Raw genomic sequence first — 20,713 nt, 5'->3', positions numbered from 1 at the left:
ACATGAGTAAGGAAATTAAAATAGCGCTGGTTGAGGATGATGAAAACCTGCGTTTTCTGGTAGCTGAGCGCCTGGAATCAGAAGGGTATAAAGTGTTGGAAGCCGGCAACGGCGAGGATGCCGAGCAGATGATAATTGCCGAACAGCCTGATATTGTTTTGCTTGACTGGATGCTGCCCGGCAAACAGGGGTCGGATGTGTGCAGCAGTATACGAGAAAAGGGTTTTGATAAGCTGGTGATCATGATGACCGCCAAAGCGCAGGATGTGGATAAGATAGAGGCCTACAACTTCGGCGTGTCCGACTATATTACCAAGCCTTTTAATATGGACGTGCTGATAGCGATGATTGATAACAAGATCAAATTCTCGTTAAATAGCGATAAGGCCGAGTCATACCGCTTTTCGGGCATGGAACATCACCCTAACACCCATTTACTGATCAAAGATGGCCGCAAGGTAGAACTAACTATACTGGAGAACCGCATATTACTTTACTTCCTGAAAAACAAGAACAAGGTAATTAACCGTGAAGAGCTGATGATGGAAGTATGGGGTTACAATGCCGACGTTAATACCCGCACGCTGGACATGCACATTGTGCGTCTGCGCAAAAAAATAGAAGATAACCCCGACTCGCCACAGTTTTTACAAACCGTACGCGGAATAGGATATAAATTCTCGCACGAATAACAAAAAAAGAAGGCCCGGAGATGACTATCGCCGGGCCTTAAACTTAACATATATAGCTGGATGGTTAGTAGCTTTTAGTATTCCCACAAGGTAAGCTCCCAGTCCATAAGCGATTTTTTAATTCGCTCCGACTCGTAAAGCCTGTCTATACCCTGGGCATAATCTTTTATACGTTCGTCCTTGTCGTTTGATACCTTGACAATATAGCTGCTGAAAAGCCTCTTTAAAAATACGTCGTCAAAACTTAAACCGGTTGCATCATTATTGCGGCTAACGGCTTCTTTAGTGGCCAATACCTGCCTTGCTTCAGGAAAGTAAACCCAGAATGCCGGCTGGTAATCCATATCCAAGCCTTCAACCTGGAACTTAATAAGCGGGGCTATACCGATGATGCGCGGCTCAAATACCGAACGTTGCCTGTCAAACACCCAATCCTCTTTAATACGGAATTTTACCACGCTGTCCGGATTAAATTCACCTGCCTGAAGTTTTGAGCCTATCTTGTTACCATCGGCATCAAACTGGTCAACCACGGCGCTATCTGCCATACGGGCTTTAGCCTGGCCGCCTGTTAGCGGTGTTGAAAAAGCGTCGCCGTTGGGGTCGTTCTTTGTAGGATTTGGTGACGGATCATAGGCGGTAAGTTCGCCTGCATCGATAGCAGCCAGCAACACATCAATAAGCCGTGATTTTGGCGAAGCCAGGTACTGGTTCATTTTCTCGCGTACGTCAATCTCCCGCCATACACGCTTGGCAAATATCACGTCGGCCTGGCGTAGTGCAGGGTAGGGCGTAGGCTTACGTGCCTCAAAGCTCGATTTTTCGTAATAGCCATCAAGCGGGCGTTCATAGCCCTGCGCTATGCTGTCAGCGGCATGCGCCGCATTAGCGCCCATAGCAGTGGTATTTGCAGGCTGCGGCGTGGTTTGCGCAAATGTTGTTGTGCAAACTACACTCAATGCTATGATCAACAATCTCTTCATTTATCTCTGTCTATTAATTCGCTGATATTACTATATCATCCAAACCACGTTGTGAGCCATCCGGACCAACGGCAACAATGTCGGTAAATATAACCTTTGTTCCCGGAGTTACCGTATTTAAGGCTGCACGCATTTGCGGGCTTACCGTGCCACCTGTCGAGGTCACTTTTATCACATCCTGGCGAGGCTTGGCCAGCAACAGGCTGAAACGGGTAACGTTAAACTTGGCGTCAAACTCAAAGTTCTCTAAACGGGCAAATAACCTGTCCTGCCCGCGTATGTTGGCCGCGCTGGTACTACCACCGCTTTTGCCGGCAAACATAGCCTTAGGATCAGGTATACGTTTTACACGGAATTCGGTTACACCTAATACCTGTGTTTTTCCGGGTGCTACCTCGCCGGACACGGTAACCCTTGCCGTGCCTATTGAGCTTACGTTAGCGGTATATTTGCCACCGCTGCCTTTTACAGATCCGCCCGACATGCTCACACGCAGTTTCTCAAGCGGCACGCCAGGCGCTGATACCGAGATAGGGTTAGGTACGCCGATGTACAATACGTTCATCTTATCAGGCGATACTACTGCCGAAGGCTTTGCTACCTGGTACTCCTGTACCGGTAACTGGTAGGTTTTTACCTGCCCGTCGGTACCAACTACTTTAATGGTACCTGAGTATTTAAAGAAACCTTCACGGCTGGTGTTTACGGTATATTTACCACGACCTTCAGATACTTGTACGTTTGAGCCATTAACTGTAATGGTTGGGTTGCTTTTTGAATCGTAAGCAGTTAGAAATATCTCAGCAGTGTAAGGCTGACCTGCTACAACATAGCTTGATGGCGCTACTGCCACGGCCGCAAATTTGTCAAGGTTTACAACGGCTTGGTCAACTTTGCCTAACAGCTTTTTCACTACTTCGTTCTCGGCGTTTTTAGCATCCGCTTGAATTTTAGCTAAGGTTGTTAATGATGCACCTAACGGAATACCATCGCCAAAATAGGCCTCACCCCATTCTTTTTGTTTGTTGCCACCTTTCGCTTTAGGCGCAGTAGCATCAAGCGAAAAGTTTATGCCTTCACGGTCTTTTGGATCAAGCAATGCCAATAATTGGGCGCGTGTATCTTCAATTTTCTTTTTAAGCGCCTCTGCATTTTTTTCATTGATCATAATGCGTGGCGATATATCGAGGTTATCGCGTGCGTCAACATCGCCGGTTTCCTTATTAATGCCGCCGCCTTCCTCAATAAGCTTGGCCTTTAGGCTCTCTACATATTTGTTCAGGTCTTCCGCAATTTTACTGGCTTGTTTAGCCTTGTCGTATACCGGTTTTGCACGCTCGGGCTGCTCCTTAAGTTTGGTTTGTTCAAATGCGCTGTAAGTATTGCCAATACTGGTAGTTACGTTCTCTCGCGAGTGGTCTAAGCTATCGGTTATATTTTTAAAGGCATCCAGTAAGCTGTCCGGCACGTTCAGGGCAATAAGTCCCAAAAGTACCAGGTACAGAATGCCTATCATTCGTTGTCTGGGGGTTTGTTTGCCTCCGGCCATGTGTTTGTCGTGTTATAGTAGGTTGATGTTAAACTCTGTTAATTATTCCGATTAAACACGTGGCTGGCTCATGGCGGTAAGCATGTTACCATACACAGCATTAAGTGATGCCAGGTTTTTAGCTAAGCGGCCAACTTCCTCTTTAAAGTTCTTTGAATCATCGATAGACTCGTTGAAGTTTTGCATAGTAAGCGACAGGTTGTGGTAAAACGTGTTCATTGATTTTAAATGAGCAGTTGAATCCTGTAGCTCCAGCTCGTAAACGGCATTTAAAGCGCTCAGGTTTTTAGCCAAATTGTTAACCTGATCATGGTAAGCTTTTGAGTCGATATTAGAGTTGGCCATTTCTGATAAGTTGGCTGATGCTTTTTCAAACGAAGCGCTTAGTTTATCATAGCTTGCGGTAGCTGTTTTTAATTTGCTGATGTACTCGTTTGTAGCAGTACCCGCATCGCCTACAGTTGAGATAGCTGCAACCTTATCGCCAAAAGTTCTCAGGTTCTCGCCAAGGCTGCTGATCAGTTCAGGGCCTATTTTGGCATCGCTCAGCATCTTGTCAAGCGCGGCTGTATTTGAAAAACCGGTAGGGGCAGGTGCGGCAACGCGTGCCGTAGCAATCGGAAGCTCACCTTTGTAATCCTCGTTAAGTTCCGGATAAGCACGTGTCCAGTCAACTTCCTGGGTATCGCGCTGTAAGCCTAAAATAAGGAACAGCACGGCCTCGGTACCTAAACCCAGCGTAATAAACGTGCTGGCATATGGCCAGTGCTGAATTTTAAATAACAGACCTATAATTACAACGGTTGCACCAATTGAAATGATGTTATCAATGCCGAATGGTTTTTTCTTGAGAGCCATAAGTTGATGTTAGTGTGGGTTTTTATTGTTGTTTTATCAAAGTACAATACAAAGCAAGTACGATAAGGTTGGCCTAATATTAAATTATCGCTTGTCGCGAATGTCGCGGCCTACAAAGTGGCTTACGCAACGGAAACCGATGTATGATTTTGCCGTATCCTGATATTCATAGCTGCGGGTTGAATTTTGCAGAAAGTAGCCCACATCTTTCCATGAGCCGCCACGCACAACTTTGCGTTTCAGCGATTCAGGATCGGTTGATTTGGCTTCGTAGTTAAAGGTAGGAGCCATATCATGTACAAAGGTTGATGCAGATGGGTCATAAGCTGAAGCCGTCCACTCGGCTACGTTACCGGCCATATTATACAAGCCATAATCGTTAGGGAAGTAAGAGCGGACGTTAACCGTATATGCGCCGCCGTCGTCGGTGTAATTACCACGACCAGGCTTAAAGTTGGCCATCAGGCAGCCTTTAGCGTTTTTAACATAAGGGCCACCCCAGGGATAATCAGTACCTATACGGCCGCCGCGAGCGGCATATTCAAATTCTGCCTCGGTTGGCAAGCTGTATGGCAGGCGGTGCGGTAAACGGCGCGAATCCTTATAAGCATCATTGTAACGGGTGCGCCATACGGTAAAGGCACGGGCCTGGCGCCAGGTAACGCCCACAACCGGGTAGTTACGGAAGGCCGGGTGCGAGAAATAGCCCTCAACCATCGGCTCATTGGCAGCGTATGAAAAATCGCTCAGCCATACCAGGGTATCCGGGTAAACGTTTACCGTATCACGGAAAATAAAGTCAGAACGTTTGGCGTTCCTGTCGTTTTTATGGTTTGCGGCATCGCGCAGCACCATAATAGAATAGTTGTATTTAAGCAGGCGTACGTCAACCTCGTTACGGTCAAACACGCGGTCGTCGCCCTGGTAATACATGCCATCAAGCTTGGCGGCATTACCGGCGTTGTTACCCCTGAAATTCCAGATCGGATTTTTTTTAACGTATTCCCAGTTGATGAACTTACGGCCACCGGCGGCGGCATTGTTTGCGTTGGCGCCTTTGGGCTGTATAAAGTATTTCGGGTCGTTCAGGTAATTGGTTATGGCAATAGAATCGCGCACCCAGTTTACATATTGTTTGTACTGTGTGTTTGATATCTCAGTTTGATCCATAAAAAAAGGTGATACGGTCACCTGTTTTGTTTGGGCTATCTGTGCAAAAGTAACGTCCTGGTCTGTTTGCCCCATCAGGAAAGAGCCTCCCGGTATATATACCATGTTATAGGGAACCTCAGAACGGAACGATCGTTGTGGTACACCCGTCACTTCCCCGCGGTCGCTGCTTTTACAGGCAGATAAGAGGGAGCCGGCAATAAATATATAAAAGTATATTTTTCTCATATAGTGATTATCGTGTCTGTAACATACACTTACAAACTCCCGAATATATAGTTTTAACTTTTTAACAAAAAAGCGAAAAATTAGTTTCACAGCCAAGCGACGTAGCCTGGTTTACTTAGCTTTCGCTTATAGTGCTAAAAATCAAACGTTTACAAATAGGGGCTTGTAAGTACGATATTAACGTAAAAAAAGGGGAAAGGGTTGCAAAAAAGTTAATAAATAACAGTTGAAAAACCGTTATTTATTAACTTGTTTACAATATTGCTCAATAGCCATCGTCATGGACGGGGCCGCAGGGGTTGGAGCAGGTATATCTAAAATAAGCCCGGCATCTAAGACTGCCTTATGGGTAGTAGCGCCAAATGCTGCAATGCGGGTGTTATTCTGTTTAAAATCAGGGAAGTTTTTGTAGAGCGACTGAATGCTTGACGGGCTGAAGAACGCGATAACATCGTAAAATACCTCGGCCAGGTCAGACAGGTCACTGCATACCGTACGGAAAAGCACAGCAGGCGTAAAGTTGTAACCGTTCTCCAGCAAAAATTTCTGGGTTTCTTCGGCCGCAACGTCTGAGCAGGGGTATAAAAATTTTTCTCCGGCGTGTTTTTTCAATACCTCGGCCAGGTCAGACGCGGTTTGCTTGCCAAAAAATATCTTGCGTTTGCGGTACTGGATATACTTTTGAAGGTAAAGCGCGATAGTCTCAGACAAACAGAAATACTTCATATCTACCGGTACCTCAAAACGCATCTCTTCGCATATACGGAAAAAGTGATCGGCTGAATTGCGGCTCGTGAAAATAACCGCGGTAAAATCCGCCAGGTTAATTTTCTCTTTACGAAAATCTTTCGCAGGTACGCCTTCCACGTGGATAAAAGACCTGAAATCTATTTTCAGATTTAGCTTTTTAGCCAGTTCCGCGTATGGGTTTTTATCATTTTCGGGTTTTGGCAAGGTTACCAAAATACTTTTAACCCTTTTTTTTCTGTCTTCCAAAGTCAATCTCCGTAATAGCTAACTAATTATATTATATATTAAGTGCCTTTATCAATATTAAAACAGGGCAAATTTCGAGGGCACAAAGATAGATAAATAAATAAAATTTCGGAAACTTAAAGCTTGAAATAATAATAACGCTGTTACGCAGGTATAGCCAAATTAAAATTATGCCGGCCATCATTAACGCAATTAATAATACTATTTGTGTTAACTGCGGATTAATTAATGTTAAACAAACCACCACCGGCAAAAACAAAATGGCCACCGTGAAGTAAGTGAGGCATAAAATTGTAATGTAACGTTCGGTAATTTCCTTTATTACAAACACCCAGCCTATAAACTTTAACAGCAGTATTTTAAAAGCAAAAAGCAGCAATACTGCGAGCGATATAGATAAATATAAGGCCATGCCCGCAAGCTCATAATATACCTGGTAATAAACGGATAGTTGATAAAGGAACAAGCCAAACGTAAAACCAAGCAAAACGAGCAGGCCTGCGAATGTCCAGAAGGTAATAGGGGTGCCTTCGTCGGTTTGCGAAAAAAGCTGCATTTTAAATGCGGAACGCAGGATGTTGTCCACATCGCGGCCTATGGTTAACCTTAATATGCCCGAGTATAAAAGCAGGGCAACCACCACACCGATCACCCACCGGCCGCGTACCGCACGGCCAATACCGGTGCCTGCGGTGGCTTTTGAAGTTGGTTTGATGTCGTAAAAACCATAGCCTTTATATAAATACTTGTCCAGCATTTGTTCAACAAACTGGTTGGGGCGCTCCGGGTCAGGTGTTTTGATGAAGAGCATGGCCAGCGAGTCTGACACGGCTTGCTCCTGTAGTTTGGCAGCATACGCTACGGAGTCGAGCATATGGTATTGCCTTGGCGCCTGGTAATAAGTTGTATCAGGTTCCGGCGTATATTCTGTTTCGGCGCTGTCCGTCTGTGCCGCAGCAGAGCCGCACAGCATCGTTATAAAAAATAATATGGCGAGTAAACGTATCAAACCGGCACAAAGGTAAGCGTTTAGGCGGCTATTTGTAAATGACGGTGCATTAACTTTTAATTGGCAGGCAATCGGTACTTTTGTAATTGGAAAGATGGAAAGTGAACACTCGACCATTAATAACTGAAACTTGATCTTATTAACATTGCACAAGTAATTATTTTTATTATTTAGCATATAAGGCATTTTCTCGAGTGTCATCATGTTCACTACATTCAGATTAAAAGGCGAATTATAAATACATGAATGACAAGACTATATTAATAGCTTTTATTTATTTGCTACCCACATATTTGTTTGCCCAAAAGCAAGACAAATTAACTGCAAGTCAGATTGTAGACTCTTCACTGGTCTTTTGTGGAGGTGAACTCCAGATATCAAAGATAAATTCAGCCGAAATCAGTTACTTAGTTATCGAACCAAATGGCTCAGTAGAAACAGTTCATTATAAGCTAAAAACGGGAGAGAAATATGTTCAGTGTATGTTGTCAAAGACCTATATGCCTCAGACTATGTTTTTCAATGGAGAAAAAATCAGCAAGGTGAACGGAGACTCCGTAACCCATATTACAGACCTGGAATCGAAAGAAGAGGTAAAACTTAAAACATATAGCTTAATTCAGTACGGGTACAAAAAACTAAATTATCGTCTATCCCGACTCCCGGACCATAAGTTTGAAAATGTTGACTGCTTTGTAGTTAATGCTACTGCTCAAAATGGGTACGAAATCACAAACTTTTTCGACAAAAAAAATTACAGGTTGGTTATGATAGTTTATCCTAACGGCAACAAGTCAGTTATGATGGATTATGTCTTCAAAGATGGTATTCTTTTCAATTCAAAAATTGCAAATACATTTGCTAACTCTACAAATAAAAATATCCTAAATGAAATACAAACATGGGAATTGGTATCAGTCGATTTAAATAAAAATATTTCAGATACATGGTTTAATTGCCCGTATGCAAACAAAGTAATTGTTCCGAATTATATTAGATCCGGACATTTTACATCTACTAATGGAGTGTCAACGACGTTTATTAGGGACGGAATTTCAATGAATTACACTGACGACAAAGGAAATGTAGATTTAAGGACGTTTTTAACATGGGTTTCGCCGGATACTTTCGTTTTAATCAATGAACAAGTGCTCAAAAAAAATGATAAATCTTCATCATCACAAATATTTGTTAGAGTTATTTCTTGGGATGATAAAGGATATGTTTGTCAGTGGATAACTGATAAGTATACAGATACTCAAGATTACAAATTAGTTAAGTAATCTGCTCTCTATTAACATCACATTTAATTTGGCGCTTTATTGATCCCATGGCCGGAATTTATCTACATATACCTTTTTGCAAAAAAGCGTGTCATTACTGCGATTTTCATTTCAGTACTTCGTTAAAATATAAGGATGAGCTTTTGCAGGCCATGCTAAAGGAGCTTGAGCTGCAAAAAACCTATCTGCAAGGCGAAACCATTGAAACCATTTATTTTGGCGGTGGCACCCCATCATTGCTTAGCGGTGCCGAGCTTAATATGCTGCTTGATGCCGTAACAAGGTTGCATACCGTGGCCTCAAATGCCGAAATTACCTTAGAAGCTAACCCCGATGATCTGGATAAAGCCAAGATAAACGACTTGCGGCATACACCTGTTAACCGCTTTAGCATTGGTATACAATCTTTTTTTGATGATGACCTGCTTTGGATGAACCGTGCACATGAAGCCCGGGAGGCCGAAGCATCAGTAATGCGTGCACAGGATGCCGGGTTTGAAAATATCACGGTCGACCTGATCTATGGCTATCCTTTACTTACCGATACCAAGTGGAAGCACAATATCGAAAAGGTTTTCGGGCTGGATGTTCCGCACGTATCTGCTTATTCCATGACGGTGGAGCCGCAAACCGCGCTGGCATCTTTCATCAGCAAAAACAAACAACCGCCCATGAATGAGCAGCAAAGCGCCGCACAATTCACATATCTGATAGACGCTATGGAAAAGCAGGGCTTTGAGCAGTACGAGATATCAAATTTTTGCAAGCCTGGGCATTACTCGCGCCATAACTCCAATTATTGGAGGGGGGTTAAATACCGGGGCATTGGCCCATCCGCACACTCTTTTAATGGTGAAACCAGGCAATGGAATGTAGCCAACAACGCCAAATACACACAATCACTGGAATTAGGGACAATACCTGCCGAAACCGAGGTGCTTACTGAAAAGGACCGGCTGAATGAATACATCATGACCTCGCTGCGAACCATGTGGGGCCTTGATATTGGCAAACTGAACCAGATTGCCGCAGGTGCCACTGACGAACTGCTGCCGCGAGCCGCCGAGTTTTTTGAACGGGAATGGCTCAGTCAAAAAGAGCGGACGTTATACCTTACACCGCAAGGCAAGCTCTATGCCGATCATATCGCTTCTGAGTTATTCTTTTGACGATTACTCTGTTTAGGAATTGCAATAAATTTTTGATAATCAATTATTTAATAATTTATTGGTGCTTGCTTAAATCCAGTTTAACGGGCAAGGGCGTACATGGATTAGTAACATCTATAAATGAAAATGAAAAAACTAATTATTGCGGCGTTTGCATTAGCAGCTATTGCAATTGCGCCAAAAACTTACGCCCAAACTAAAATGGTTGGTGGTGCGGCCATGTACCCAACTAAGGATATTGTTGACAATGCCGTAAACTCTAAAGACCACACTACGCTTGTTGTCGCTGTTAAAGCTGCAGGGCTGGTTGAAACCTTAAAAGGTAAAGGCCCTTTCACAGTATTCGCGCCAACCAACGAGGCATTTAACAAGTTGCCTGCCGGTACGGTTGATAACCTGGTAAAACCTGAAAATAAGGCAACACTTACCAAAATATTAACTTACCACGTAGTTGCCGGCAAAATGAGCGCCAAGGATTTAATGGCCAAAGCCAAATCAGCCAACCCAACGTTAACAACCGTTCAGGGCGAAAAGCTAACGGTTAAAGTTGAAGCCGGTAAAGTTTACCTGGTTGATACCAAAGGTGGAAAATCATGGGTAACCATTGCTGATGTTAACCAAAGCAATGGCATTATCCACGTAGTAAACACCGTATTAATGCCTTAATTAACCAAATATAAACGTTGAGAGGGCCGGCATTTTTGCCGGCCCTTTTTTGTTGGGCATGGGTCAAAAACTACCTTCGCTGATAAGTGTTGTATGTAAATTAATTAAATTTGCATGTTAATTATTTGTGAACATGGGCATTATTCTTACCCAAATTGATAAGGTTGATACGATCACGAAAGAAGATTTTATTAACAACTATTTAATACCGCGTAAACCCCTGGTAATACGCAAGGCTACCCAAACCTGGCCCGCTTTGCAAAAGTGGACTTTTGACTATTTAAGGGAAGTAGTAGGCGACCGAACCGTGCCATTGTACGATAGTTCAAAGGCTGATCCTTCAGCGCCTATAAACGCATCGGCTGCCGAGATGAAGTTTGCTGATTATATCGATCTGATACAAAAGCAGCCTACTGATCTGCGCATATTTTTATTTGACCCGATAAAATTCGCGCCTAAGTTACTGGATGATTACCGCTCACCGTCTGACCTGATGGGGGGCTTTTTGGATAAATACCCTAATATGTTTTTTGGCGGCGCGGGCTCCATAACTTTTTTGCATTACGATATTGACCTGGCGCATATTTTCCATACGCATTTTCACGGGCGAAAGCATATTATGTTGTTTGAGCAAAAATGGAGCGAGCGTTTATATTGTATGCCGTTTGCTACCTACGCGCTGGAAGATTATGATATTTCAAACCCTGATTTTAAAAAATTCCCGGCGCTGGATGGCATCGAAGGGCAGGAAACCATACTGGAGCATGGCGAAACGCTGTTTATGCCTACCGGCTTCTGGCATTGGATGAAGTATCTGGATGGTTCGTTCTCCATTTCGCTGCGCGCCTGGGATAGATCATGGGCAATCAAAGCGCATAGCCTGTATAATTTAACCGTACAACGCAAATTTGACGACTTTATGAAGGGCCGTTTCAAAAAACGCTACATGGACTGGAAGGAAGAACTGGCGGTAAAAAGGGCTAATAAAGCGTTAGCTGAAGGAAAGCCGGCTAAGTTTTCTTAAACAAATTAGTTGTAACCACGATGTCATTATAAGTTCAAAACACTATTAAATTTTGCCAATTAACCATTTGATAATATAAAAGCCGTATTTTTATGCAATCCGATCTAAACATTTTTTCGGGTAAATTGTATGGGATTCAAACTTTCAGGTGTTGATACGGTAGAGCATATTTCGGCCGCCGATTTTAAGAAGAATTATCTTGATGCCCGCCGTCCGCTGGTGATAAAAGGCTTGACCAAAAGCTGGCCCGCCCGTGAAAAATGGACAGCTGAATACATGAAAGAAATCGTAGGCAGCAAAACCGTACCGCTTTATGATAACTCAAAGGCCGATCCGGCGAAGCCGATCAATACCTCGGCAGCGGTAATGCCTTTTAATGAGTATATCGATCTGATCAAATCGCAGCCAACCGAACTGCGCATTTTCTTTTTTAATATATTTAAACACGCGCCGCAACTGCTGGATGATATTGTGCTGCCCAAGGATTTGATGGGCGGTTTTATTGAAAGTATGCCGGCCATGTTCTTCGGTGGCTCAAACTCGGTTACTTTTTTGCATTACGATATTGACCTGCCGCACATTTTCCATACCCATTTTGGCGGCCGTAAGCATATTATATTGTTTGAGAACAAGTGGAAAGAACGTTTATACTGTTTGCCAAATGCTACCTACGCGCTGGAGGATTATGATGTAGCTAATCCGGACATCAGCAAATTCCCTGCTTTGGATGGGGTTGAAGGGCAGGAAGTATTTTTAGAGCATGGCGATACCCTGTTTATGCCAACCGGCTACTGGCACTGGATGAAGTACCTGGACGGATCGTTCTCGCTAAGCCTACGCGCCTGGGATGCGTCAATCACCCGCAAAGCCGCCAGCGTTTATAACCTGGCTGTAAAAGGCGGACTGGACAGTGTTTTAAAAATGGCCTTTAAAGAAAAATATGCCAGATACCGCGAAGGCGTAGCCATTAAACGTGCCGAAAAGGCACTTGCAGGTGGTTATCCGAGATAATACCGTCAATAAAGAATAAACAGGCAAATGCCTAAAATACATAGCCCGATTATGATCTGCCCTGATTTTTCAGCGCCTATCATAACCGGGTCTTTTTTATTAAAGTCGGCGTTCCATAATTCTTTGATGGAGTACAACTTTCTCTCGGGCTGAAACAATTGTCTTACCGCGCCTAAAAAGTAGAGCACGCATATGCCAATAAAACGCACGCTTCCAACTAATAGATCGCGGAGCAGAAAACCAAAAAAGAACTCGAATAGAAACTGTCCCATTATATTATGATGAATGATCGCATACGATCAGCCACTCGCCTTTTATTTTCCTGAACCATAAGGTAAAATATCCGCCTGGTGCGTCTTTCTCGCGTTTCAGGTTCCAGCCACCTAAAACAAAGGCGTTGGTTTTATCTATCAGGTTAACTTTTAGTATTTTAAAGGTCAGGAAGCCCATGGCGGCCTTGTCCGGGTAGCCGCGTTTATAATTGTCCATGGTGTTTTGCCAGCCATAGGTAGGGCCGCTTTTGCCAACAAACATTAACGAGTCTGATTTCCAGTAAGTTTGCATGTAAGCCTCAATATCGCCGTTATTCCAGGCTTCGCGCTGCTTATCCATCACTTTTAATATGGCTTGTTTGTCCTGCGCATGTGTAACAATTACACTTAGAAGTAGTATAAATAGCGTCAAAAAACGTTTCATACTCTAAAATAAAACAATTAATTCACATTAACCTTGTAGCTTTGTACCAAATTGGTTTATGGTATGAAGAAACATGTACTTTGTTTTGGAGAGGTTTTGTGGGACACTTTTGCTGATGGCAAAAAAGCCGGCGGCGCACCCATGAACGTGGCCCGCCACCTGGCCCAGCAAAAAGTTGAAGTTTCGTTTGCAAGCCGCATCGGCAGCGATCAATCCGGAAAAGAGCTTACTCAGTTTTTAAAGGAAAATAACCTTTTCAGCGATTGTATACAATACGATAACGAGTTGCCAACCTGTGAGGTTACCGTTGAGTTGGATGCCGATAACCAAGCCACCTATGTTATACCCGAGCCGGTATCGTGGGATAATATCAAGGCTGAAAAGGGTATTCGTAAGCATGCTAAAAAGGTATCGGCCATTGTTTACGGCAGCCTGGCATCGCGCGGTAAAACAACCCGTAACACGCTGCGTACTTTACTTGATGAATCAAAAGCCTTAAAAATATTCGACGTTAACCTGCGTGCCCCACACTATGAACTTGCTACTATTGAGAACCTGGCGGCCAAGGCCGATGTGGTGAAGATGAACGAGGAAGAAGCCATTTTGCTGGTGGGCGCCAAGGATAGCAAGAATTTGCAGGAGCGGATCATCGAATTCAAGAAGAAATATCATGTTAAAACAATATGTGTGACCCGTGGCGGCAAAGGCGCAATGGTGTTGCACGATGAAAAGTTTTACGAACATCCGGGTTTTAAGGTAGAGGTTGAAGACACCGTTGGTGCAGGCGACGCCTTTTTGGCAACCTTTATAAAAGGTTTGTTAAAGGAGAAGCCGATGGATCAGGTATTAGAAAAAGCCTGCGCGGTGGGTGCTTATGTTACCACCAGGCGCGGAGCTAACCCCGAATATACCAAAGAGCAGATACGGGCAATACGCGCGGCGCTATCAGAGGGTAAATAGCCGCGTCATTGTCATTCCTGTTCCACAAAAGCGGGGTTCTTAAACTTTTCAGGAAAATTATCCGTTAATTTAAGTTCAAGGAAAAGGACAATTATGCGTGGTTATGGATTTTCACAGTTTACCCCCCGGCAGGTACCCAAAGGCGGTTTCGACGAGCTGCTGAAGCTGTTCCTTGAGCTGCTCAACTATACCTCGGGCGATGCCGAAGAGGCATTGGCCTGGCTGAACGAGCTGGATAAGCAATATAAAATCACCAATGACGAATATGGCATGGGTTATTTTATTGACGAACTCAAGGATCGCGGCTACCTGAACGAGGACGGCCGCAGCGGGCAATTCAGCATTACGGCAAAAACAGAACAGAGTATACGCCAGTCGGCATTAGAGGAGATATTCGGCAAGCTAAAAAAATCAGGCAAGGGTAATCACCGCTCGCCCCAATCGGGCCAGGGCGATGAAAAGAATGCCGAGCGCCGTGAGTTTGAGTTTGGCGACAGCCTGGATCAGATCGACATGACGCAGAGCATCCACAATGCCCAGGTGAATCATGGCATTGGCGATTTTATGATGACCGAGCGCGATCTGGAAGTAGAGGAGATGGACTACAAAACCCTCACCTCAACCGTGCTGATGATCGATATATCGCACTCCATGATATTGTATGGCGAGGACAGGATAACGCCTGCTAAAAAAGTAGCTATGGCTTTGGCGGAGCTCATCCGCACTAAATACCCTAAAGATACTTTAGACATTGTGGTTTTCGGCAACGATGCCTGGCCAATTAATTTGCAGGACTTGCCGTACCTGCAGGTTGGCCCATACCATACCAATACCTATGCGGGTTTGCAATTGGCAACGGATATACTTCGCCGCCGCAAAACACACAATAAGCAAATATTTATGATAACCGATGGTAAGCCAACCTGTTTAAAGGAAGGCACGCGGTATTATAAAAACAGCATCGGGCTTGACCGTAAAGTGGTAAACAAAACGCTGAACATGGCGGCACAGTGCAAGCGCCTGAAAATACCGATCACCACATTTATGATCGCCAAGGATCCGTACCTGCAGCAATTCGTTCGCCAGTTTACTGAAACTAATGGCGGCAAGGCATTCTACAGCTCGCTTAATGGTTTGGGTGAATACATATTTGAAGATTACATCAGGAACAGAAGAAGAACGGTGCGATAGTCTGAACCTGAATTTGCGGAATTTTGGAATGGGCAGAATTTTTGAGATCCTTGTTTGAATGAAGGATTTAAGAATTTATAATAATCATAGAATCACACTACCTATAAAGCGCACCGGTGAATCAAAAATCAATCGGTGCAATCATAAAAATAATAATGAGTAACAAACTACTTGAAATAAAAACCCTCGGGCAGCTAAAGCAAACGGATTACCGCAGCCGCTCGGTTAAGGATGAATTAAGAGCTAACTTGATAACACAGCTACAAAAAAGCGAAGATGGTTTTCAAGGCATCATCGGGTTTGAGGATACGGTAATACCTGATCTGCAAACCGCTATTTTGTCGCGTCACAACATATTGCTATTAGGCTTGCGCGGGCAGGCTAAAACACGTATCGCGCGTTTGCTGGTAAATTTGCTCGATGAGTACACCCCATATATCGAAGGATCGGAATTATTTGATGACCCGCTGAACCCGATCTCATGGTTTGGGCACAGCATCGTTACCGAAAAGGGCGATGATACCCCGATTGCCTGGTTGCACCGCTCCGAGCGTTATACCGAAAAGCTGGCTACTCCCGATGTTACCGTTGCTGACCTGATTGGTGATGTTGACCCGATTAAGGCCGCAACCATGAAGCTGACGTATTCGGACGAGCGTGTTATTCACTTCGGTTTGATACCGCGTGCGCACCGTGGCATCTTTGTGATTAACGAGTTGCCCGACTTGCAGGCACGTATCCAGGTATCGCTGTTCAACATCCTGCAGGAAAAAGATATACAGATACGTGGTTTTAAACTGCGCCTGCCGCTTGACCTGCAATTTGTGTTCACTGCTAACCCTGAGGATTATACCAACCGTGGTTCGATAGTAACGCCGCTTAAAGACCGTATTGAGAGCCAGATACTAACGCACTATCCGCGTTCTGTTGAGATCTCGCGTAAGATCACCCAGCAGGAAGCGCTGCTGACCTCCGAACAAAAAACAGCTATTGAGGCCGATGGATTGGTGAAAGACCTGGTAGAGCAGATCGCTTTTGAGGCACGTAACTCAGAGTATATCGATAAAAAATCGGGCGTGTCCGCACGTTTAACCATATCGGCGTATGAAAACCTGATCAGCAATGCCGAGCGCCGCATGATCATCAACCGCGAAGCCAGCACCTTTGTACGCATCACCGACTTTTTGGGTGTTATCCCGGCCATTACCGGTAAAATTGAGCTGGTTTACGAGGGCGAACTGGAAGGCCCGGCCAAAGTGGCTAACCTGTTGATCGGCAAGGCTATCAAAACCCTGATGGTTCAGTTTTTCCCTGATCCGGAGAAAGCTAAGAAATCAAAATCGCCTAACCCGTATGCCGAAATTGTGAACTGGTTTGGCAATGGTAATACCATCGCGCTGATTGATGACCTCCCAGCCGCAGAGTATAAAAAACTGCTGAATGAGGTACCGGGCTTAAAGGCATTGGTAAAGCAAATTCACCCACGGCTGAGCGAAAACCAGCAATTGCTGTTGATGGAATTTGTGCTGCATGGATTGGCAGAATTTTCACAACTGAACAAAGGATTTTTGGATAATGGCTTCGCCTTTTCGGACATGTTCAACAGTTTGTTTAATTTGCAGCCCGACGACGAGGACGATGATTTAGACCTTGACGACGATAGGTATAACAATTAACATGCAAGCAAAAATCCTGACCGTCACCTTAATTAGTATAGTACTTTTATTAGCCGATGTTTATGTAATAAGCGGCATAAGGGGAGCATTCCCTAAATGGCGCTTTGTGCAAAAAAAGAGTTTTACCACTGTTTTTTTAACCCTTTCGGTACTGCTTATTATTGCGCTGTATGTTGGGGTTTATATAAAAATAAACGTTGGTGTGCGTGCCGCGCTGATGCTGGTGTTTTTTTTACAGGCTATTGTTAAGGCCGTATTTGTACTGTTTATTTTTATGGATGACATCAGGCGTTTTTTAAAACGCTTGTTCATCCGCAATAAAAAGCAACCGGAGCCACCGGTATCTGCTCCGGTTGCTGAAACCGAACCGGAAAATAAGTTGCCAGTCATCCCCCGCTCAGAATTTTTGTTGAAGGCCGGTTTACTGGCCGGTATGGTACCCCTGGCGGCTATGGGCTATTCATCCATGACGAGCGTGTACGATTACCAGGTACGCCGCCGCAAATTATACTTGCTTAATCTGCCTAAAAAGTTTGATGGTTTATTGCTAGGGCAGATATCCGACATTCACTCCGGCAGCTTTTACAAAAAGAAAGCTGTTTTAGGCGGCGTGGAGATGCTGCTTGCCGAAAAACCCGACCTGATATTTTTTACCGGCGACCTGGTGAATGACATAGCGCCCGAAATGCGCGATTACCAGGATATATTCAGCAAGGTAAAAGCGCCGTTAGGCGTGTTTTCTACGCTGGGTAACCATGATTATGGCGACTACGCCTGGTGGCCCGATGCCGCGGCAAAAAAGAAAAACCTCGACGACCTGAAAGCCACCCATAAAAATATGGGCTGGGATTTATTGATGAACACCCACCGCCGGTTAAAGGTTGATGGTGAGGAAATAGGCATTTTAGGCATTGAAAACTGGGCGGCCATCAGCCGTTTTCCGCGCTATGGCCGTATGGATCTGGCTACAAAAAATACTGACGACCTGCCGGTAAAACTCCTGCTCTCGCATGATCCATCGCACTGGCGCGCCGAGGTGTTGCCCAAATATCCGCAGATCGATGCCATGTTCTCCGGCCATACCCACGGTATGCAGTTTGGCGTACGTATGGAGGAAGTTCAGTGGAGCCCGATAAAGTATGTGTACAATGAATGGGCCGGTCATTATCACGAAAATAACCAGCAATTGTATGTAAATGTGGGTTACGGCTTTATTGGTTATACCGGGCGTATTGGTATTTTGCCCGAGATAACGATATTTGAATTAAAAGCCGGGCACGATCCAAACCCTGCGTGGATATAAACCGCCGCCGGCTGTATAAACTTGCATGAAAAAACTGCTGCAGCCTGTACTTAACTTTTTGCTTTTCAGCAATGTGTTTATGGCTTTATGTGCCGTGGCGCAGGCGCTGGTAACCTTTCATTTGATTGATGCCAAACCTGTTTATCCGGTACTGGCGTTGTTGTTCACCTCAACCCTCGGTATATATAACTTCTGCATACTAATAACACGGCCTAAAGCACCTATGCAATCACCCTATGTACGGGTACGCTGGTTCTTTAGTCATTACCGGTTAATGGTGTCATTCACCATTATCTGCCTGCTCTCGCTTATCCCGCTATTCTTTATGGTGACGCTGCCATCAAAACTGTTATTGGTTTTTATGGGCGCGTTATCTGTATTGTACGGACTGCCATTGTTTACATTGGGTTCGCAAAAGTTTGGCTTACGCAACATTCCCGGCTTAAAAGCCATCCTGATCACTGTAGTTTGGGTGGCCAGCTGTGTATTGCTGCCGGTGCTGGAAGCGCAAGGCAGGCATCTTACTGATATTTCCATGCGCGATACGGTAATCCTTGCCGCAAAGCGTTTCCTTTTCATCGGTGCCTTAACTGTACCGTTTGATATCCGTGATTTGTTTCAGGACAGGCAAACCGGACTTAAAACCATCCCCGTTGTTTGGGGCGAACGGAAGGCTTACCTGTTTTGTCAGTTTTTGCTGGCGGGTTATATATTGCTGCTTTTCATGTTCAGGCATAATGGCTTTAATGCTGATTTTTTCGCCCTCACGCTAACCGCCCTGCTCACCGGCTGGCTGATTTTTAAATCAACGTGGGAGAAGAACGAGTACTACTATTTTTTCTATCTCGATGGCGTGCTGGTACTGCAATATGTAATTGTGCTGGTTTTTAGTATGCTGAAAACCTATGGCGGCTAACTACAACAAAACAGCCTGGTTTTATGATAGCCTTGCCCGGCTGGTGTTTGGCAGCGCGCTAAAAAATTCGCAAAAGCATTTGCTGCCGCTGGTACCTAAAAACGCTCGGATATTAATTGTAGGTGGCGGCACCGGGCAAACGCTCGAAGATCTGGCCGCCCTGCAATATGAAGGCTTGCACATCACCTTTATTGAAATATCCGCTAACATGACGGCTCTTGCCAGGAAAAGAAATGTAGGTAATAATGAAGTAGTTTTTATTGTAGAGGCTATTGAACAAGTACAGTTAAAGTCTGAATTTGATGTGGTGATCACCGGTTTTTTATTTGATAATTACGCCGATGCTGATCTGCCTGTAACATTTAATCATATCAATTCCGTTTTAAAACCCGGTGGTCTGTGGCTCAATACCGATTTTCAGCTCACCGGCAAATGGTGGCAGCCCCTGCTGCTGAAAAGTATGTACACTTTTTTCAGGATGTTTAGCCCGATCCCGGTAAGTAACTTGCCGGAAGTTGATAAGGTTTTTGTGTTAAAAAGATACAAGGCTATAGCAAGTGCGACTTTTTATGGTGATTTCATATTGACAAGAGCCTATAAGAAGTCACACTGAGTTGTCAAGCGTCTTCATTACCTGTCCTGAATTTCTTTTGATCGATCAAAAGAAACAAGACTTAGCGTTAGCGATCTCATGAGTGCAAACAAAAACAAACAACTACGAATAAATCGCCGGCTACGTCCTGCCCGGTGAAGGGTTATGCTTTGGCAAGGCGTGTGCTACTCCGGACATTACTGATGCCGGTTATTAAAATTATTTACTGTTTGTGCTTAATATCTTCAAATTAGGTCATCGAATGAAAAAATGAGCGTTGGCCCGCCGGAAAACCGGGCCGGGAGTATGGCCTGTGGGCGGAAGGTTTTTTCCGGCTTGACTTTTGGTTACTTTGTGTCCAAGACAAAGTAACTGGCCTCTGCGGCCAAGAGCAGGCTGACGATTCAATAAAGTATTATCGCTAATTAAAGCACAAAAAGCATTTTAATTACCTGTCCTGAATTTCTTTTGATCGATCAAAAGAAACAAAAATCGCCGGCTGTTTAATTTTCTGTGAAAGGCAGTGCTTCTTTAGTGCTCCCCGAAAATTAAGAGGCCGGAATTATAGGTTATGAGTGGCTTGTGCTGCTTTCCAAATAAATAAAAAGCGCGTTGGCCTGCCGGAAAACCGGGCCTGGGAGTAGGCCTGTGGGCGGAAGGTTTTTTCCGGCTTGACTTTTGGTTACTTTGTGTCGAAGACAAAGTAACTGGCCTCTGCGGCCAAGAGCAGACTAACAATAG

The 20,713-nt window shown here is 44.4% G+C and carries 20 protein-coding genes; 12 read left to right on the top strand and 8 right to left on the bottom strand.

Going from position 1 to position 20,713, the window contains the following annotated elements; all coding sequences use genetic code 11:
- Positions 1-2 precede the first annotated feature (2 nt).
- Positions 3-692, top strand: a complete 690-nt coding sequence (locus ABD960_RS17555) for a response regulator transcription factor (RefSeq protein WP_345333184.1) — start codon at positions 3-5, stop codon at positions 690-692.
- 74 nt (positions 693-766) lie between these two features.
- Here ABD960_RS17555 and porN read toward each other — a convergent pair whose 3' ends face one another.
- From porN to ABD960_RS17525, 6 genes are all read right to left on the bottom strand, one after another.
- Complete coding sequence (gene porN, locus ABD960_RS17550) at positions 767-1,675, bottom strand: type IX secretion system ring subunit PorN/GldN (protein WP_345333182.1); 909 nt, start codon at positions 1,673-1,675, stop codon at positions 767-769.
- A gap of 13 nt (positions 1,676-1,688) precedes the next feature.
- Positions 1,689-3,224, bottom strand: coding sequence for a type IX secretion system motor protein PorM/GldM (porM, locus tag ABD960_RS17545; RefSeq protein ID WP_345333180.1), 1,536 nt, complete (start codon positions 3,222-3,224; stop codon positions 1,689-1,691).
- 51 nt (positions 3,225-3,275) lie between these two features.
- Positions 3,276-4,082, bottom strand: coding sequence for a type IX secretion system motor protein PorL/GldL (porL, locus tag ABD960_RS17540; protein WP_345333178.1), 807 nt, complete (start codon positions 4,080-4,082; stop codon positions 3,276-3,278).
- 84 nt (positions 4,083-4,166) lie between these two features.
- On the bottom strand, positions 4,167-5,480 hold the full coding sequence (porK, locus tag ABD960_RS17535) for a T9SS ring complex lipoprotein PorK/GldK (RefSeq protein ID WP_345333176.1): 1,314 nt from the start codon (positions 5,478-5,480) through the stop codon (positions 4,167-4,169).
- Between the two features lie 237 nt (positions 5,481-5,717).
- On the bottom strand, positions 5,718-6,482 hold the full coding sequence (locus ABD960_RS17530; protein WP_232178935.1) for a uroporphyrinogen-III synthase: 765 nt from the start codon (positions 6,480-6,482) through the stop codon (positions 5,718-5,720).
- Positions 6,483-6,507: 25 nt separating this feature from the next.
- Positions 6,508-7,449, bottom strand: coding sequence for a DUF4271 domain-containing protein (locus ABD960_RS17525; protein ID WP_345333172.1), 942 nt, complete (start codon positions 7,447-7,449; stop codon positions 6,508-6,510).
- Between the two features lie 278 nt (positions 7,450-7,727).
- On the opposite strand from ABD960_RS17525, the gene ABD960_RS17520 reads away from it, so the two are divergent.
- From ABD960_RS17520 to ABD960_RS17500, 5 genes are all read left to right on the top strand, one after another.
- Positions 7,728-8,768 (top strand): hypothetical protein, encoded by a 1,041-nt coding sequence (locus ABD960_RS17520; RefSeq protein WP_345333170.1) that lies wholly within the window; start codon positions 7,728-7,730, stop codon positions 8,766-8,768.
- Between the two features lie 47 nt (positions 8,769-8,815).
- Positions 8,816-9,937: a radical SAM family heme chaperone HemW gene (hemW, locus tag ABD960_RS17515; protein WP_345333168.1), complete on the top strand. Its 1,122-nt coding sequence runs from the start codon at positions 8,816-8,818 to the stop codon at positions 9,935-9,937.
- 126 nt (positions 9,938-10,063) lie between these two features.
- On the top strand, positions 10,064-10,603 hold the full coding sequence (locus ABD960_RS17510; protein ID WP_345333166.1) for a fasciclin domain-containing protein: 540 nt from the start codon (positions 10,064-10,066) through the stop codon (positions 10,601-10,603).
- Positions 10,604-10,736: 133 nt separating this feature from the next.
- Positions 10,737-11,627 (top strand): cupin-like domain-containing protein, encoded by an 891-nt coding sequence (locus ABD960_RS17505; RefSeq protein ID WP_345333164.1) that lies wholly within the window; start codon positions 10,737-10,739, stop codon positions 11,625-11,627.
- A 129-nt stretch (positions 11,628-11,756) separates the two neighbouring features.
- A complete protein-coding gene (locus ABD960_RS17500; RefSeq protein ID WP_345333162.1) occupies positions 11,757-12,638 on the top strand; it encodes a cupin-like domain-containing protein in 882 nt (293 codons plus the stop codon).
- 5 nt (positions 12,639-12,643) lie between these two features.
- On the opposite strand, the gene ABD960_RS17495 is transcribed toward ABD960_RS17500, so the two are convergent.
- Positions 12,644-12,910, bottom strand: a complete 267-nt coding sequence (locus tag ABD960_RS17495) for a hypothetical protein (RefSeq protein WP_345333160.1) — start codon at positions 12,908-12,910, stop codon at positions 12,644-12,646.
- Positions 12,911-12,914: 4 nt separating this feature from the next.
- A complete protein-coding gene (locus tag ABD960_RS17490; RefSeq protein WP_345333158.1) occupies positions 12,915-13,334 on the bottom strand; it encodes a YybH family protein in 420 nt (139 codons plus the stop codon).
- 63 nt (positions 13,335-13,397) lie between these two features.
- Here ABD960_RS17490 and ABD960_RS17485 point away from each other — a divergent pair, with 63 nt between their 5' ends.
- From ABD960_RS17485 to ABD960_RS17460, 6 genes are all read left to right on the top strand, one after another.
- Complete coding sequence (locus ABD960_RS17485) at positions 13,398-14,294, top strand: carbohydrate kinase family protein (protein WP_345333156.1); 897 nt, start codon at positions 13,398-13,400, stop codon at positions 14,292-14,294.
- A gap of 93 nt (positions 14,295-14,387) precedes the next feature.
- On the top strand, positions 14,388-15,485 hold the full coding sequence (locus ABD960_RS17480; protein ID WP_345333154.1) for a vWA domain-containing protein: 1,098 nt from the start codon (positions 14,388-14,390) through the stop codon (positions 15,483-15,485).
- A gap of 155 nt (positions 15,486-15,640) precedes the next feature.
- Positions 15,641-17,161, top strand: coding sequence for a sigma 54-interacting transcriptional regulator (locus ABD960_RS17475; protein WP_345333152.1), 1,521 nt, complete (start codon positions 15,641-15,643; stop codon positions 17,159-17,161).
- Position 17,162: 1 nt separating this feature from the next.
- Positions 17,163-18,464: a metallophosphoesterase gene (locus tag ABD960_RS17470; protein WP_345333150.1), complete on the top strand. Its 1,302-nt coding sequence runs from the start codon at positions 17,163-17,165 to the stop codon at positions 18,462-18,464.
- Positions 18,465-18,489: 25 nt separating this feature from the next.
- Complete coding sequence (locus ABD960_RS17465) at positions 18,490-19,380, top strand: UbiA prenyltransferase family protein (RefSeq protein WP_345333148.1); 891 nt, start codon at positions 18,490-18,492, stop codon at positions 19,378-19,380.
- The gene (locus ABD960_RS17460) at positions 19,370-19,993 is read left to right on the top strand and encodes a class I SAM-dependent methyltransferase (RefSeq protein WP_345333146.1); all 624 of its coding nucleotides are present in this window, start codon (positions 19,370-19,372) and stop codon (positions 19,991-19,993) included. Before ABD960_RS17465 ends, ABD960_RS17460 begins: the two co-directional genes overlap by 11 nt.
- Positions 19,994-20,713 lie beyond the last annotated feature (720 nt).

The organism is Mucilaginibacter defluvii, from assembly GCF_039543225.1.
In the GTDB taxonomy this organism is placed as follows: Bacteria; Bacteroidota; Bacteroidia; order Sphingobacteriales; family Sphingobacteriaceae; genus Mucilaginibacter; species Mucilaginibacter defluvii.
Note: the sequence above shows the minus strand (reverse complement) of the source record. Positions and strands in the feature narration are given on the sequence as shown.